The organism is Citrobacter farmeri (assembly GCF_019048065.1).
GTDB classification, from domain to species: Bacteria; Pseudomonadota; Gammaproteobacteria; order Enterobacterales; family Enterobacteriaceae; genus Citrobacter_A; species Citrobacter_A farmeri.
In genome coordinates, this window is the sequence record NZ_CP077291.1 from 3,171,665 (window position 1) to 3,186,558 (window position 14,894).

Annotated in this window: 13 protein-coding genes; 11 read left to right on the forward strand and 2 right to left on the reverse strand. The window is 53.2% G+C overall.

Annotated features, from left to right (window positions below; translation table 11 throughout):
* The first annotated feature begins 510 nt into the window (after window positions 1-510).
* The 10 genes from glmS (at window position 511) to cobO (ending at window position 11,667) form a co-directional block, all read left to right on the forward strand.
* Window positions 511-960 (forward strand): methylaspartate mutase subunit S, encoded by a 450-nt coding sequence (glmS, locus tag I6L53_RS14970; protein WP_042320605.1) that lies wholly within the window; start codon window positions 511-513, stop codon window positions 958-960.
* Entirely contained in the window at window positions 960-2,348 is a 1,389-nt protein-coding gene (glmL, locus tag I6L53_RS14975) for a methylaspartate mutase accessory protein GlmL (protein ID WP_042320607.1), read from the forward strand. The genes glmS and glmL overlap by 1 nt, the downstream gene beginning before the upstream one ends.
* An 18-nt stretch (window positions 2,349-2,366) precedes the next feature.
* The gene (locus I6L53_RS14980; RefSeq protein ID WP_217124950.1) at window positions 2,367-3,812 is read left to right on the forward strand and encodes a methylaspartate mutase subunit E; all 1,446 of its coding nucleotides are present in this window, start codon (window positions 2,367-2,369) and stop codon (window positions 3,810-3,812) included.
* Window positions 3,812-5,053, forward strand: a complete 1,242-nt coding sequence (locus I6L53_RS14985; RefSeq protein ID WP_042320610.1) for a methylaspartate ammonia-lyase — start codon at window positions 3,812-3,814, stop codon at window positions 5,051-5,053. Before I6L53_RS14980 ends, I6L53_RS14985 begins: the two co-directional genes overlap by 1 nt.
* Before the next feature lie 3 nt (window positions 5,054-5,056).
* Window positions 5,057-6,427, forward strand: a complete 1,371-nt coding sequence (locus I6L53_RS14990; RefSeq protein WP_042320613.1) for an acyclic terpene utilization AtuA family protein — start codon at window positions 5,057-5,059, stop codon at window positions 6,425-6,427.
* The gene (locus I6L53_RS14995; RefSeq protein WP_042320615.1) at window positions 6,424-6,741 is read left to right on the forward strand and encodes a DUF4387 domain-containing protein; all 318 of its coding nucleotides are present in this window, start codon (window positions 6,424-6,426) and stop codon (window positions 6,739-6,741) included. The genes I6L53_RS14990 and I6L53_RS14995 overlap by 4 nt, the downstream gene beginning before the upstream one ends.
* Before the next feature lie 170 nt (window positions 6,742-6,911).
* Window positions 6,912-8,219 carry a dicarboxylate/amino acid:cation symporter gene (locus tag I6L53_RS15000; RefSeq protein WP_042320616.1) on the forward strand — a complete coding sequence of 436 codons (1,308 nt, stop codon included), beginning with the start codon at window positions 6,912-6,914 and terminating at the stop codon, window positions 8,217-8,219.
* Between the two features lie 67 nt (window positions 8,220-8,286).
* Window positions 8,287-9,288 (forward strand): glutaminase A, encoded by a 1,002-nt coding sequence (gene glsA / locus I6L53_RS15005; protein WP_042320617.1) that lies wholly within the window; start codon window positions 8,287-8,289, stop codon window positions 9,286-9,288.
* A 114-nt stretch (window positions 9,289-9,402) separates the two neighbouring features.
* Window positions 9,403-11,055, forward strand: coding sequence for a class I fumarate hydratase (locus I6L53_RS15010; RefSeq protein ID WP_042320927.1), 1,653 nt, complete (start codon window positions 9,403-9,405; stop codon window positions 11,053-11,055).
* 9 nt (window positions 11,056-11,064) lie between these two features.
* Window positions 11,065-11,667, forward strand: a complete 603-nt coding sequence (cobO, locus tag I6L53_RS15015) for a cob(I)yrinic acid a,c-diamide adenosyltransferase (RefSeq protein ID WP_042320623.1) — start codon at window positions 11,065-11,067, stop codon at window positions 11,665-11,667.
* Window positions 11,668-11,728: 61 nt separating this feature from the next.
* On the opposite strand, the gene I6L53_RS15020 is transcribed toward cobO, so the two are convergent.
* Window positions 11,729-12,637 carry a LysR family transcriptional regulator gene (locus tag I6L53_RS15020; protein WP_042320624.1) on the reverse strand — a complete coding sequence of 303 codons (909 nt, stop codon included), beginning with the start codon at window positions 12,635-12,637 and terminating at the stop codon, window positions 11,729-11,731.
* 405 nt (window positions 12,638-13,042) lie between these two features.
* On the opposite strand from I6L53_RS15020, the gene cobA reads away from it, so the two are divergent.
* Window positions 13,043-13,822: a uroporphyrinogen-III C-methyltransferase gene (gene cobA, locus I6L53_RS15025; RefSeq protein WP_042320626.1), complete on the forward strand. Its 780-nt coding sequence runs from the start codon at window positions 13,043-13,045 to the stop codon at window positions 13,820-13,822.
* Here cobA and I6L53_RS15030 read toward each other — a convergent pair.
* A complete protein-coding gene (locus I6L53_RS15030) occupies window positions 13,801-14,694 on the reverse strand; it encodes a PocR ligand-binding domain-containing protein (RefSeq protein ID WP_042320628.1) in 894 nt (297 codons plus the stop codon). The genes cobA and I6L53_RS15030 overlap by 22 nt on opposite strands.
* Between the last annotated feature and the right edge of the window lie 200 nt (window positions 14,695-14,894).

Here is a 14,894-nt window from a genome sequence, read left to right on the forward strand (position 1 = left end):
TCACCCCATCAATTTTATGATGATACGTTTGCGGAACACTTACCGAAAACGGTAAGAGGTGACCAGAAGGCAACACGGGTTGACTGGAATGGCGTACAGCTTAATTGAATAATACAAACGCACTCAGAACAAATTATTAGCCTTTTATTAACAGTTATTTTTATGTCTATATTAAGGGGGCAGTTAATTCCGTTATCTATCTCACATTTCTTCTTCTGAAGTTATTTAAACGCCCTTTTCGTTCAAAGACAAATAAACAGGACTCAGATCACAAACATGAAACTCCGTTTAATAGACTCCTCGTCATTAAAATATTACCCATGTAAAGATTTAATTATAACATTATGAAAGTAAAGGTTTTTTAATTTTCATTCGCAGAACAGTCGTTTTTCGAATGATATTCTGAAAATAGATCAATTGCATCATCACCCCTGCCCCACGACACTCCGTTCCTATTAAAACATTGCAAAACATTTTATTTCTTACCCTGAGTCCTGGAGAGGATTACCCATGAAAAAATCAACACTCGTTATTGGCGTCATTGGTGCTGACTGCCATGCCGTAGGCAATAAAGTTCTGGACCGCGTTTTTACTGCCCATGATTTTCGCGTAATCAATCTGGGCGTAATGGTGAGCCAGGATGAATATATCGATGCCGCGATCGAGACGGGCGCCGATGCAATTGTCGTTTCTTCCATTTATGGTCATGGCGACATTGACTGCCTGGGGCTGCGCGAGCGCTGCATCGAACGCGGTATTGGCGATATCCTTCTGTACGTCGGCGGCAATCTGGTGGTCGGGAAACATGACTTCGCGGACGTCGAAGCCAAGTTTAAAGAGATGGGCTTCCAGCGTGTCTTCGCCCCAAGCCACGATCTCGAAGATGTTTGCCAGTTGATGGCAGCGGATATCAACAAGCGCCACGGCGTTGAACAGCGTTGTCTGGAAGAGGCCATCTGATGCAAACCGTCTCTGTCGATATCGGCTCGACGTGGACCAAAGCAGCCCTCTTCGCAAAGGAGGGGGATGCGTTAACGCTGGTTAACCACGTTCTGACTCCGACGACGACCCATCATCTGGCGGATGGTTTTTTCGCCAGCCTGAACCAGGTGCTGAACGTTGCCGATGCGCGCCCACTGCTCAAGCGCGGTGAAGTGACACTGAAATACTCCTCGTCGGCAAAAGGCGGCCTTGCCGTCGCCGCAATGGGACTGGTGCCGTCGATCACCCTGGAATCGGCAAAAGTCACGGCGCATTCCGCCGGGGCAAAAATCGCCCAGTACTATTCGTACAAGCTGAATCGCCATGATATTCAGGCGCTGGAGGCCTCGCCGCCGGACATTCTGCTGTTTACCGGTGGTACCGACGGTGGCGAAGAGAGCTACGGCCTGGCCAACGCGCATGCGCTGGCGGAGTCCAGCCTCGACTGCGCCATTATCTACGCCGGAAACCGTGACATTCAGGACGATGTTCAGGCGATTCTGGGACACAAAGATCTGACCACGGTAGACAATATTCTGCCCGATCTCGATCACCCGAATCCCTTCGCCGCCCGCAAAGCGATTTGTGATGTCTTTCTGTCCCGCATCGTGAAAGGCAAAGGACTGGATGTGATTGTCGGTGAAACCGGCGAAGAACCCATGCCGACGCCCTGGACGGTGTACGAACTGGTGAAAGCCATCAGCGAAGTCGATAGCGCATGGAGAGAGTTCATGCTCATCGACATGGGCGGTGCGACCACCGACGTCTATTCCGCCAGTGCCAATACCCTCTCGCCCGACACCGTGCTTCACGGCGTCCCGGAGCCGTTCGTTAAGCGCACCGTGGAAGGCGATCTCGGCATGCGCGTCTCCGCTGTGGTGGTGGGCGAAAGCACCCAGGAACTGGTGAAGGTGGTATTCGCTCAGCAACCGGCTCGCCAGGAGGCCTTCTATGGCTACCTGCGCTATCTGGTAACGCATCCCGATTATCTGCCGCAGAGCGAGGAAGAGAAATACTTTGACTCTCTGTTAGCCGGGCTGTGCGTTGGTTACGCCGCCGAGCGTCACGCAGGCACCAAAAAGCAGGTTTGTACCTGCGTTGGCAATGTCGATTTACAGATGGGGCGCGACCTGACCACCGTACGCAAAGTGGTTGGCTCGGGTGGCTGGCTCTCCCGCGCCAGTCAGTTTGATATCCATCGCTGGCTCAAATATCGCGAACTGGACAACGACGGCAGACGCATTCTTTTACCCACTCAGTTTGAGTACTACCGCGATGCAAAGGGTCTGCTTCCGCTGCTGGCAAACGTTGCCAGACTGGATCCCCAGGCCGCTGCGCGCACCAGCATTCACTGTTTAACCCTATAAAACCTAAGGCAGCGACGAATGGAACTTCGAAATAAGAAATTGACCCATGACGAATTTATGACTGAGCGGCATCAGGTGTTGCAGACGTGGCATACCGGCAAAGACGTCGAACATTTTGAAGATGGCGTGAAGTACCAGCAGACCATTCCTGAGAAAAAACGTTTCTCTCATGCCTTATTGAAGGCGGATCAGGAAGGGAAAACCCTGAGCCAACCGCGTGCCGGCGTTGCGCTGATGGATGAGCACATCGAACTGCTGAAAACCCTACAGGTAGAGTGCGACCTGCTGCCCAGCACCATCGATGCCTACACCCGTTTGAATCGTTATGAAGAAGCCGCTATTGGGATCCAGAAATCCATCGAAGCCGGGACCTCAAAGCTCAACGGACTGCCGGTGGTTAACCACGGCGTGGCGGCCTGCCGTCGGATGACCGAAGCGCTGGAGAAACCGATTCAGGTACGCCACGGTACGCCGGATGCGCGTCTGCTGGCGGAGATCGCCATGGCCAGCGGCTTCACCAGTTACGAAGGCGGCGGTATCTCCTACAACATCCCTTACGCCAAGCGCGTCACGTTGGAAAAATCTATTCGTGACTGGCAGTACTGCGACCGTCTGATGGGGCTGTATGAAGAACATGGCATTCGCATTAACCGCGAACCGTTTGGCCCGCTGACCGGCACGCTGATCCCGCCGTTCATGTCTCACGCGGTGGCGATTATCGAAGGTCTGCTGGCACTGGAACAGGGCGTGAAGTCCATCACCGTCGGTTACGGCCAGGTGGGCAGCCTGACGCAGGACATTGCTGCGATCCAGTCACTGCGCGAACTGTCCCACGAGTATTTCCAGAATTACGGTTTCAATGATTACGAGCTGAGCACCGTCTTCCACCAGTGGATGGGCGGCTTCCCGGAAGATGAATCCAAAGCGTTCGCCATTATTTCCTGGGGTGCAGCGGTCGCCGGTATGTCCGGTGCCACCAAAGTGATCACCAAGAGCCCGCACGAAGCCTTCGGTATCCCAACCGCGGCGGCTAACGCCCAGAGACTGCGCGCATCGCGTCAGATGCTCAATATGGTCAGCGACCAGAAATTCCCACCGTGCGCAGCAGTAGAACAGGAAGTGGATCTGATTAAGAGCGAAGTTCGCGCGGTCCTCAAGAAAGTGTTTGAGCTGGGCAACGGCGATATCGCGCGCGGTACAGTACTGGCCTTTGAAGCAGGCGTCCTGGATGTGCCTTTCGCCCCGGCCTCCTGCAACGCCGGGAAAATCCTGCCGGTTCGCGACAACTCCGGCGCTATCCGCGTTCTGGAAGCCGGCTCGGTTCCGCTGCCGAAAGACATTCTCGCCCTGCACCATGACTATGTTGCCGAGCGCGCGCATTTCGAAGGACGTAAACCCTCATTCCAGATGGTTGTTGATGACATCAACGCTGTATCCCACAGTCAATTAATAGGAAGACCATAATGAAAATTAAACAGGCGCTTTTCACCGCTGGCTACTCCTCATTCTATTTTGATGACCAGCAGGCGATCAAAAATGGCGCAGGTCATGACGGGTTTATTTATACCGGCGATCCGGTCACCCCGGGCTTTACCTCTGTGCGCCAAGCCGGCGAGTGCGTTTCCGTACAGCTGATTCTGGAAAACGGTGCGGTGGCGGTGGGTGATTGCGCCGCGGTGCAGTACTCCGGTGCCGGTGGCCGCGATCCGCTGTTCCTGGCTGAACATTTTATTCCGTTCCTCAACGATCACATTAAACCGCTGCTCGAAGGTCGCGACGTGGATGCATTCCTGCCGAACGCCCGTTTCTTCGACAAACTGCGTATCGACGGTAATTTGCTGCATACCGCCGTTCGTTACGGTCTGTCACAGGCACTGCTTGATGCTACCGCGCTGGCCTCGGGCCGCCTGAAAACGGAAGTGGTGTGCGATGAATGGCAACTGCCCTGCGTACCGGAAGCCATTCCATTATTTGGTCAGAGCGGCGACGACCGCTACATCGCCGTCGACAAGATGATCCTCAAAGGTGTTGACGTCCTGCCGCACGCGCTGATCAACAACGTGGAAGAGAAGCTCGGTTTCAAAGGCGAAAAACTGCGTGAGTATGTGCGCTGGTTGTCCGACCGTATTCTCAACCTGCGCAGCAGCCCACGCTACCATCCGACGCTGCATATCGATGTGTATGGCACCATCGGACTGATCTTCGATATGGACCCGGTACGCTGCGCCGAGTACATCGCCAGCCTGGAAAAAGAGGCACAGGGTCTGCCGCTGTACATTGAAGGCCCGGTTGATGCAGGCAACAAGCCGGATCAGATCCGCATGCTGACCGCCATCACCAAAGAGCTGACCCGCCTGGGTTCCGGCGTGAAAATTGTCGCGGACGAATGGTGTAACACCTATCAGGACATCGTGGACTTCACCGATGCCGGCAGCTGCCACATGGTGCAGATCAAAACCCCGGATCTCGGTGGCATTCACAACATCGTTGACGCCGTACTGTACTGCAACAAACACGGGATGGAAGCCTACCAGGGCGGTACCTGTAACGAAACTGAAATCAGCGCCCGCACCTGCGTACATGTGGCTCTCGCCGCACGTCCGATGCGTATGCTGATCAAGCCTGGCATGGGCTTCGATGAAGGTCTCAATATCGTGTTTAACGAAATGAACCGCACCATCGCGCTGTTGCAGACTAAGGATTAAGAGATGGCACGCACATTTAAAATCTTATCGCCGACGGCAATCCTGGGTTATGGCTTCCCGGAAGAGAGCTTTCGTAAAGCCATGGAAGAGTCACCGGATCTGATCGCGGTTGACGCAGGCTCCTCCGATCCTGGCCCCCACTATCTGGGGGCGGGTAAACCCTTTACCGACAGGGCCGGAGTGAAACGCGATCTGCGTTATATGATCACGGCGGGCGTTAAGAACAACATTCCGGTGGTGATCGGCACCGCCGGCGGATCGGGTGCTGCACCGCACCTTGAGTGGTGTCGGCAGATTATCCTTGAGATTGCGCAGGAAGAAAAACTGTCCTTCTCAATGGCCCTGATCCCATCAGATGTAAATAAAGAGGTGGTTCATCAGGCGCTGGATAACGGCAAAATCACCGCACTGGACTTTGTTCCGGCACTGACCCACGAGGCGATCGAAGAGAGCACCTACATCGTGGCGCAGATGGGTATCGAACCGTTCCAGCGTGCGCTGAAAGCGGGAGCGCAGGTGGTATTGGGTGGCCGGGCTTACGATCCAGCCTGCTTCGCCGCGCTGCCGATTATGCAAGGCTTCGATGAAGGTCTGGCGCTGCACTGTGGCAAGATCCTGGAATGTGCGGCCATTGCCGCCACCCCAGGTTCCGGTTCCGACTGCGCGATGGGAATTATCGACGATAACGGCTTTACGCTGAAGACGTTCAATCCAAAGCGCAAGTTCACCGAAACGTCGGCGGCGGCGCACACCCTGTATGAGAAGTCCGATCCGTACTTCCTGCCAGGCCCGGGCGGCGTACTGAACCTGAAAGGGTGCAGCTTCAAAGCGGTAAACGATGGCGAAGTGTACGTCAGCGGTTCCCGTCATGAAGAAACGCCGTATGCGCTGAAGCTGGAAGGCGCGCGCCAGGTGGGCTTCCGCTGCCTGACCATTGCCGGTACCCGCGATCCGATCATGATTGCTGGCATCGACACCATTCTCGAAGAAGTGCAGGCCAGCGTTGCCCGCAACCTCTCACTGAATGATGACAGTATCCGCATGACGTTCCACCTGTACGGCAAAAACGGCGTGATGGGCAATCATGAACCGATGCAAACTGCCGGGCATGAGCTGGGTATTTTGCTGGACGTGGTCGCACCAACCCAGGATATCGCCAACAGCGTCTGTTCGCTGGTGCGCTCTACCCTGCTGCACTACGGCTACGAAAACCGGATCGCCACGGCAGGCAACCTCGCCTTCCCGTTCTCGCCATCCGATATTCAAAGCGGCCCGGTGTATGAGTTCTCAATCTATCACCTGATCGAAGCCAGCGACGCCCTGCGTTTTGACTTCCATATCGAACAGGTGACGCCAGAAGGAGTTCAGGCATGAAACACGCTATTTGCACCCTGGCGCAGGTGATTCGTTCCAAAAACGCCGGACCGTATGAACTGGTGTTAGATATTTTATTTAAAACGCGCGAAGACTATCAGCGGGTAAAACGTTCTGAGCAATTAACACCGCAGTTAATTGCCCGCTTATATAACGTTGAACCTGATTTTATTCATCGCATCGTCTGGTTTGATCCGGCAAATGCCGTAAAAATCGTGATGCCTCGCGATATTATTTCCGGTAACGTTGGTGACAATGATGTTTATGGTGCGCAGCAGCATGCGCCATTATTAAGTATTGAGTTTGATCTGTAATTTAAAAAATACAACAACGTCCATTGGCGTACAGGATTTCGCTGTATCACTGTATTCCAGATAATTCATGCGGTTGGTCACAACAGGCGTGCATCTGAGCTGCTGTCTACGCTCAGGCGCACGCCGCCCTACATAATTTTACCGACCAACCTTGATCCGATGGAGTAAACATGAAGAAAATAAGTCTAACCAAAATGATCATATTAGGCCTGATACTCGGCATGATTGCCGGGGTGGCTATTAATAATATGGCATCGGCAGATACAGCAAAATCGTACGCGCAAGATATTTCTATTTTTACCACCATCTTTTTACGTATGGTAAAAATGATTATCGCGCCGTTGGTTATTTCAACCCTGGTCGTTGGTATCGCGAAAATGGGCGATGCCAAAACGCTGGGGCGTATATTCTCAAAAACTTTTTTCCTGTTTATCTGCGCCTCACTGTTGTCGATCGCACTGGGTTTGGTCATCGTCAATCTGTTCCAGCCAGGCGCGGGCATTAACTTCGTCGCCCATGACGCAGGGGCCGTGGCGGCCGTGCAGTCAGAACCGTTCACGCTGAAAGTGTTTATCTCTCACGCCGTACCGACCAGCATCGTGGATGCGATGGCGCGTAACGAAATCCTGCAAATCGTGGTGTTCTCGATTTTCCTCGGTTGCAGCCTGGCCGCCATTGGCGAAAAAGCCGAGCCTATCGTGAAAGTGCTCGACTCGCTGGTTCACGTGATGCTGAAGCTGACAGGTTACGTCATGCTGTTCGCCCCGCTGACGGTGTTCGCCGCCATCTCCGGGCTGATCGCTGAACGCGGACTGGGCGTGATGGTTAGCGCCGGGATCTTCATGGGTGAGTTCTACCTGACGCTGGGCATGCTGTGGGCGATCCTGATCGGCCTGTCAACGGTGATTGTCGGTCCATGCATCAGTCGCCTGACAAAAGCGATCCTCGAACCGGCACTGCTGGCGTTCACCACTTCCAGCTCTGAAGCCGCGTTCCCTGGCACCCTGGATAAGCTGGAGAAATTCGGTGTTTCGTCCAAGATTGCCAGCTTTGTGCTGCCTATCGGCTACTCCTTTAACCTTGTCGGTTCAATGGCCTACTGCTCGTTTGCCACTGTCTTTATCGCGCAGGCGTGCAACATTGAACTGAGCATGGGCGAGCAGATCACCATGCTGCTGATCCTGATGTTGACTTCCAAAGGGATGGCGGGCGTACCGCGTGCCTCGATGGTGGTCATTGCCGCTACCCTCAACCAGTTCAACATTCCGGAAGCGGGGCTGATTCTGCTGATGGGCGTCGATCCGTTCCTCGACATGGGCCGCTCTGCGACCAACGTCATGAGTAACGCCATGGGCGCCGCCATTGTCGGTCGCTGGGAAGGTGAACACTTCGGTTCAGGCTGCCGGGGCACTGCGCCGGTCAAAACGCCGGAACAGGAGCGTCCTGCAACTGAACCGTCAGAAGTGGTGATGTCCTGATTGCATGAAGTTGCCGGATGGCGCCCGCCATCCGGCATCAGGATGACCACACCAACAGGATTGCACGATGAAAAACACTCTATTTGCCGCAAGCATCATCACCACCAGCCTGCTCTTTAGCGCTGCCACGCTGGCGCAACCCGTGCCGGATTACGCTGCGCTAATCGAACAGGCGCACCAGAAATACAAAAGTAACCACGACGGCAACGTCGCCGATTATATCCCTGCTCTTGCCGCATACAGCCCCAACAACTTCGCCATTACCCTCGCCACCGTTGACGGAAAAATTTACCAGGCTGGAGACATCAACAAAGCGTTCCCGATGGAGTCGCTGAGTAAAGTCTTTACCCTGGCGCTGGCGATGGAACAACGCGGGCCGCAGGAAGTGCTGGATAAACTTGGCGCAAATGCCACCGGCCTGCCTTTTAATTCAGGTCTCGCCGTCGAACTCACGAAAGGCGCACCGGAGAATCCGCTGGTCAATGCTGGTGCCATGAGTACCGTCAGCCTGATTGAGGCGAAAGACAAAACCGACCGCTGGAACAAAATCCTCGCCAACCTGAACGACTGGGCCGATGCCACGCTCACGGTCAATGAACCGGTGTTCAGATCGGAAATGGAGACCAATCAGCACAACCAGGCGCTGGCGCAACTGATGGCGTCGTACAACAGCTTTTATGGCAACACACAAGATGCCGTAGAGATCTACACCCGCCAGTGTTCAGTGGATATCACCGTTGAGCAACTCGCCAAAATGGGGGCCGTGTTGGCCAATAAGGGCAAATCACCATTCAACGGCAAACAGTTGCTGAATGAACGCTATGTGCCGCAGGTGCTGGCAGAAATGGCCATCGCTGGCCTCTACGACGGCAGCGGTAAATGGCTGTACACCGTCGGTATTCCGGCGAAGAGCGGCGTCGGCGGCGGGATGGTCGCGGTGGTTCCGGGACAATATGCCATCGCCGTTTATTCCCCCCCGCTGGATAGCGCCGGGAACAGCGTGCGCGCCCAGCAAACCATTGAATATGTTGCCCATGCAACGCAGGCCAATCTCTTTATGGCGCATTAAGCGGACGCCGGCGCGCGCGTGATGCGCATCCGGCCTACGAATCAGGCATTTTTGTTGGTCGGATACGGCGCGACGCCGCCCTCCGGCGATATCAACCTTAACGTGAGAAGTAACATGTCTAAACCCTTTGTCTGGCAAGAACTCTTTGTACAAAGCAAAGAGAGTACGGAATACGAATTACTGAGCAATCAGCATGTTACGGTGACAGAATTAGATGGCCAGGAGGTCATCAAAGTGGCGCCGGAAGCATTAACGCTGCTGGCTCAACAGGCATTCTATGAAGCATCGTTCTTCCTGCGCACCGGACATTTAAAGCAGATCGCCAGCATCCTGCACGATCCGCAGGCCAGCAGTAACGACAAATACGTCGCCCTACAGCTGTTACGTAATGCAGAAGTGTCGGCGAAAGGCGTGTTGCCGAACTGCCAGGACACGGGTACGGCGACGGTTGTCGCCTGCAAAGGTCAGCAGATATGGACCGGCGGCGATGATGCCGAAGCGCTCAGCAAAGGGATTTACACGACCTTTAAAGAAAATAATCTGCGCTATTCGCAAAACGCCCCGCTGGATATGTACAACGAAGTTAACACGGGTACGAACCTGCCGGCACAGATTGACATCAGCGCCACACCGGGTAACGAATACCGCTTCCTGTTCGTCAATAAGGGCGGCGGCTCAGCCAACAAAGCGGCACTGTTCCAGGAAACTAAATCTATCCTGCAACCGGAAAAACTCACCGCATTCCTGATCGAGAAGATGAAATCGCTGGGCACGGCCGCCTGCCCGCCGTATCACATTGCCTTTGTGATCGGCGGTCTCTCCGCTGACCAGTCGCTCAAGGTCGCCAAACTGGCTTCAACCAAGTATTACGACAATCTGCCCACCAGCGGTAACGAGCTGGGTCAGGCGTTTCGTGACACGGCGCTGGAATCTACGCTGCTTAACGCCAGTCGTGAATTTGGCATTGGCGCACAATTTGGCGGGAAATATTTCGCCCATGATATCCGCGTGATTCGTCTACCACGCCACGGCGGCTCCTGTCCGATCGCAATGGCCCTCTCCTGCTCCGCCGATCGCAATATCAAAGCGAAGATCAACAAGCACGGGATCTGGCTGGAAAAACTCGAGCATAATCCAGGTAAATTTATCCCGGAATCCAGTCGCGTCGAGAACAGCGCGCAGAGCGTAAACCTGGATCTGAACCGTCCGCTGCGCGAAATCCTGCATGATCTATCCGCTTTGCCCGTCGGCACACGACTTTCCCTGAATGGTCCGATTGTCGTCGCCCGCGACATCGTGCACGCCAAACTCAAAGCGCGCCTGGACAACGGCGAAGCAATGCCGGCGTACATGAAAGATCACATTGTTTACTACGCGGGCCCGGCTAAAACACCGGACCAGATGGCTTGCGGTTCGCTCGGGCCAACCACCGGCGGGCGCATGGACGGCTATGTCGATGCCTTCCAGGCCGCGGGCGGTAGCCTGGTCATGCTGTCAAAAGGCAACCGTGGTTCGCAGGTAACCGAGGCGTGCCATAAACACGGAGGATTCAACCTCGGCAGTATCGGCGGTGCCGCAGCCTTACTGGCACAGCAGTATGTGAAAAGCCTGCGCTGCCTCGAATATCCCGAACTGGGAATGGAAGCGGTCTGGATGATGGAAGTTGAAAACCTGCCTGCCTTCGTGCTGGTAGATGACAAAGGGAACAACTTCTTCAGCCAGTTTGAACAACAGCACCGTTGTGCATCCTGCCCGGCAGGACATTAAGGAGCGTTTATGCAAGCGCGAGCCAATGGCGATCGTCATCGCCAGCGTCAGCAAAAGCTGAAAGAACAGGTTGATCTCCGCGTGGCTGCCGCCACGGAACAAAAAGGGATTTTGATCGTTTTCACCGGGAATGGAAAAGGGAAATCCACGGCCGCCTTTGGCACCGCCACGCGTGCGGTGGGACACGGTAAAACCGTTGGCGTCGCGCAGTTCATCAAAGGTCAGTGGGATAATGGCGAATATAACACCCTGCACCCGCTGGGCGTTGAGTTTCACATTATGGGCACCGGGTTTACCTGGGAAACGCAAAATCGTGAGTCGGATATCGCGGCAGCGCTTGCCGTCTGGAAAGAGAGCAAGCGTATGCTGGCAGACGTTCATTACGATCTGGTGGTACTGGACGAACTCACTTATATGCTGGCGTATCACTATCTTGATACCGAAGAGGTGATCGCCGCTATCCGGGAGCGTCCGGCGCAGCAAAGTGTGATTGTAACCGGACGGGGTTGCCATGCGCAGCTACTGGAACTTGCCGATACGGTGAGTGAACTACGCCCAGTGAAGCATGCGTTTGACAGCGGTATTCAGGCTCAGGCGGGAATTGACTGGTAGTGATCTGGTTGCCGGATGGCGCATGCGCTTATCCGGCCTACCGTTCGCCCGTCATCTGGTATCAGCGTTCCTGGGGTGACACCACCGATTTTTGCAACAACCACTCGCGGAATACCTGTAAATGACGGGATTCCGCTTTTTCTTCCCGCCAGGTCATGATGAAACGATTACCGGTGCGCATAGGCACATCACAGGGGATTACCATGTCACCGTTATCCAGATCGTGTTGGATCGCAAAGCGCGGAAGCAGCGCGACCCCCAGATTAGACCGCACCGCGGCGATCAGCATCGACAGCAGATCAAAGCGCGGGCCCTTGTTAGCCAGTGGGCTACTGACATCCGACAGGGCGAACCACTCCTGCCAGCCGTTAATTCGCGTACTTTGATGCAGCAACGGAAACTCATTGAGCAACTCTTCGACCGCCAGTTTCTGGTTGGGCTGCGACAGCAGACTGCCGCTACAGACCGGTAGAATTTCCTCTTCGAACAGATACTCCACTTCTGACCACGGCGAACAGAAGTCCTCGCGCATAATCGCCGCATCGTATTCACGGTTGAGAAAATCCCCCATGTTCGCCAGCGAGTGAATATTGACGATAATATCGGGGTTAAGTTTGTTGAATTCACGCAGATTGGGGATCAGCCAGTGGGTACTGAACGTCGGGTTGACTGCCAGCTCAATGACTTCCACCGTGGGCTGCCAGGTCATAATGGTGTTGGTATCACGCTCAAGTTTATTCAATGTTTCCTTAACAATGCTCAAATAATGCTTCCCGGCCGCGTTTAAAAAAATCCGCTTTTTGGCATGATTAAATAATGCAGTATGTAGAAAATCCTCAAGTGCATTCACCTGGCGAAATACAGCACTTTGCGTTAATGCTAACTCCTCCGCCGCACGCGTATAACTTTCATGACGTGCCACCACTTCAAACGTCACCAGTAATTCAGTCTTCGGTATCTTTCCTCTCATAACGTCTTCCATATGCCGCGTACAAAAATAGTTTAACTTATAAAAAATAAATGCAACCGACTCCCGATTGGCCTGAGAGTTATATTTTATTTCCTACCTGGATGTCATTGATCCACTCCATGATTTATTCACACAGGAGGCGAACAAATAATGACCGATAATACGCAAGGATGACCATAAACACAATTTAATTAAGGTTATTTTGCGACAAATAGCGCCAATAAGTTCTTAATAATTTTTCAAGATAACTTGTTTATCGGAGAAAAAACTTTGCGGGTTTAATCAATATTATTTACTTATTATTTCAGGAGAATTCAGTTCACTTAACGATAAGCAAACGATGGCGTTTTTCCATCTGTTTTTACTCTTTTTACCGTTTTTCCCGACAATAATTAAGGACGACATATGAAAAATTCTGGAAAAGTCTGGCTGGTTGGCGCAGGTCCTGGTGATATCACCTTACTGACCCTCAAAGCCCTGCAGTGCATTCAACAGGCTGATGTCATTATTTACGATCGGTTGGTCAACCCCAAAATACTTGAGTGGTGCTCAACACACTGTACCTGTATCAACGTTGGCAAAAGTCCGGGCTATCATTGCGTCCCTCAGGAGGAGATCAATGCCCTGCTTATCCGGCATGCGCAGACGCATCGGAATATTGTCCGTCTGAAAGGCGGCGATCCTTACGTGTTTGGTCGCGGCGCCGAAGAAGTGGAGTGTCTGGTGGAGGAAGGTATTGCCTTTGAAGTGGTGCCAGGCATCAGTTCCGCCATTGGCGGACTAGCCTGTGCCGGGATCCCGGTCACCCACCGCGACCTGGCATCAGGTTTTCATGTGGTGACAGGACATACCCGCGAAGGCAATCAGCAGCAGGACTGGCGGCAGCTTGCGAAGCTCAATGGCACGCTGGTAATTGTCATGGGGATCGCGAATCTGCCGTTTATCTGCGAAGAGTTACTGATGGGCGGCAAATCGCCGGACACGCCCGCCGCTATTGTGATGTCGGCTACCCGGGAAAATCAGCGGCGCTTAACCTGTACGCTCGGTACATTGCTCACGAAAGCGCAGGAAGCGAATATTGTGCCGCCAGCGCTGATTGTGGTCGGCGACGTTGTGCGTCTGAGCGACCGACTTTCTTTTATTCCTGAGGTGATGGAACGCGACTACAGCGAAAGCTGTTCGTGACGGAATGACTGCGGAGAGGTCTGGTGAGCCGCCCGGAATACCCGACAAAAGTAGCTGGTCTGCGCATACTGAAGTTTCCGGGCGATGCTATCGATAGAGTTCGTCGGGTCGCACAGTAACTCGCTCGCCCGCTGCATTTTTTTCTGACTTACCCAGGTTTTAAAATTCACGCCCTGCCGTTTCTTAAAGAAACGGCTAAAGTAGTTAGCACTTAAACAGACATGTGCAGCGACTGACTCCAGCGTCAGTTCCTCGTATAAATGCTCATCGATATAACGCAATGCGGCGACCAGTTTCTTTTCGTGACGCGAAAGCTCCATTGCCGATAAGCGCAGGTCGCTCAGCTGCACATCGGCATTGCTCTGCGTGGTACTTTGAACCGGATTGATGTTATTAATAATAAAACTAAGCAGGTTTGCTGCTGCCACCAGATGATTATTTTCAACAATCGCCACCTGATTCCAGGCTGATTTAATTTTGGGATCCAAAACCCACTGCCGATCGTCATCAATGACAATAGTTTTATATTCCGGATATTTCGCGCGCACCTGACCACATATAATAAACCCCAGCAGATGCCCCTGGCGAATTAACGGCATAGAGAAAAAACTCAATCCCGCATGACAGCAGAGTATTCTGATTTTTTCTTCTTTCAGCCCTTCAAAAGCGCAATATTTATCACATTTCTGACAACTTTTTTGATATCGCGGATCGGTACGCAGTAATGAACAGAAAGAATTAAAATTATGACAGGCGGAGATTTCCCGACCATTAATGTCCACCACCACGGCAGCGAGCCCTGTCGCCTTAGAAAACACCTCTGCCAGTGAGTAATAAGTGTGTAAGACATCGTCCTGAATATGCTGAGGCACGTTACGCTCCGCCCGTGGTCTGGATAACGTTGCTAATATGCAAAATTTATCCGAGGGAAATAATGACCCTGACCGCAAAAAATAATCTCATTTATTCAGGTGATTATGATCAAATAGCAAGAGCGGCGCGCCCTCTCCTCAAACCCGGTACTACCGCTGTTGTGACAACATTTCCCAAAGATTAACGAATCTTCACATTC

Coding starts and splice junctions, on each gene's coding strand:
- I6L53_RS14995 (WP_042320615.1), top strand. CDS start 6,424: ATGAAACACGCTATTTGCACCCTGGCGCAGGTGATTCGTTCCAAAAAC.
- cobA (WP_042320626.1), top strand. CDS start 13,043: ATGAAAAATTCTGGAAAAGTCTGGCTGGTTGGCGCAGGTCCTGGTGAT.
- I6L53_RS14990 (WP_042320613.1), top strand. CDS start 5,057: ATGGCACGCACATTTAAAATCTTATCGCCGACGGCAATCCTGGGTTAT.
- I6L53_RS15020 (WP_042320624.1), bottom strand. CDS start 12,637: ATGAGAGGAAAGATACCGAAGACTGAATTACTGGTGACGTTTGAAGTG.
- glsA (WP_042320617.1), top strand. CDS start 8,287: ATGAAAAACACTCTATTTGCCGCAAGCATCATCACCACCAGCCTGCTC.
- I6L53_RS14985 (WP_042320610.1), top strand. CDS start 3,812: ATGAAAATTAAACAGGCGCTTTTCACCGCTGGCTACTCCTCATTCTAT.
- cobO (WP_042320623.1), top strand. CDS start 11,065: ATGCAAGCGCGAGCCAATGGCGATCGTCATCGCCAGCGTCAGCAAAAG.
- glmL (WP_042320607.1), top strand. CDS start 960: ATGCAAACCGTCTCTGTCGATATCGGCTCGACGTGGACCAAAGCAGCC.
- glmS (WP_042320605.1), top strand. CDS start 511: ATGAAAAAATCAACACTCGTTATTGGCGTCATTGGTGCTGACTGCCAT.
- I6L53_RS15010 (WP_042320927.1), top strand. CDS start 9,403: ATGTCTAAACCCTTTGTCTGGCAAGAACTCTTTGTACAAAGCAAAGAG.
- I6L53_RS14980 (WP_217124950.1), top strand. CDS start 2,367: ATGGAACTTCGAAATAAGAAATTGACCCATGACGAATTTATGACTGAG.
- I6L53_RS15000 (WP_042320616.1), top strand. CDS start 6,912: ATGAAGAAAATAAGTCTAACCAAAATGATCATATTAGGCCTGATACTC.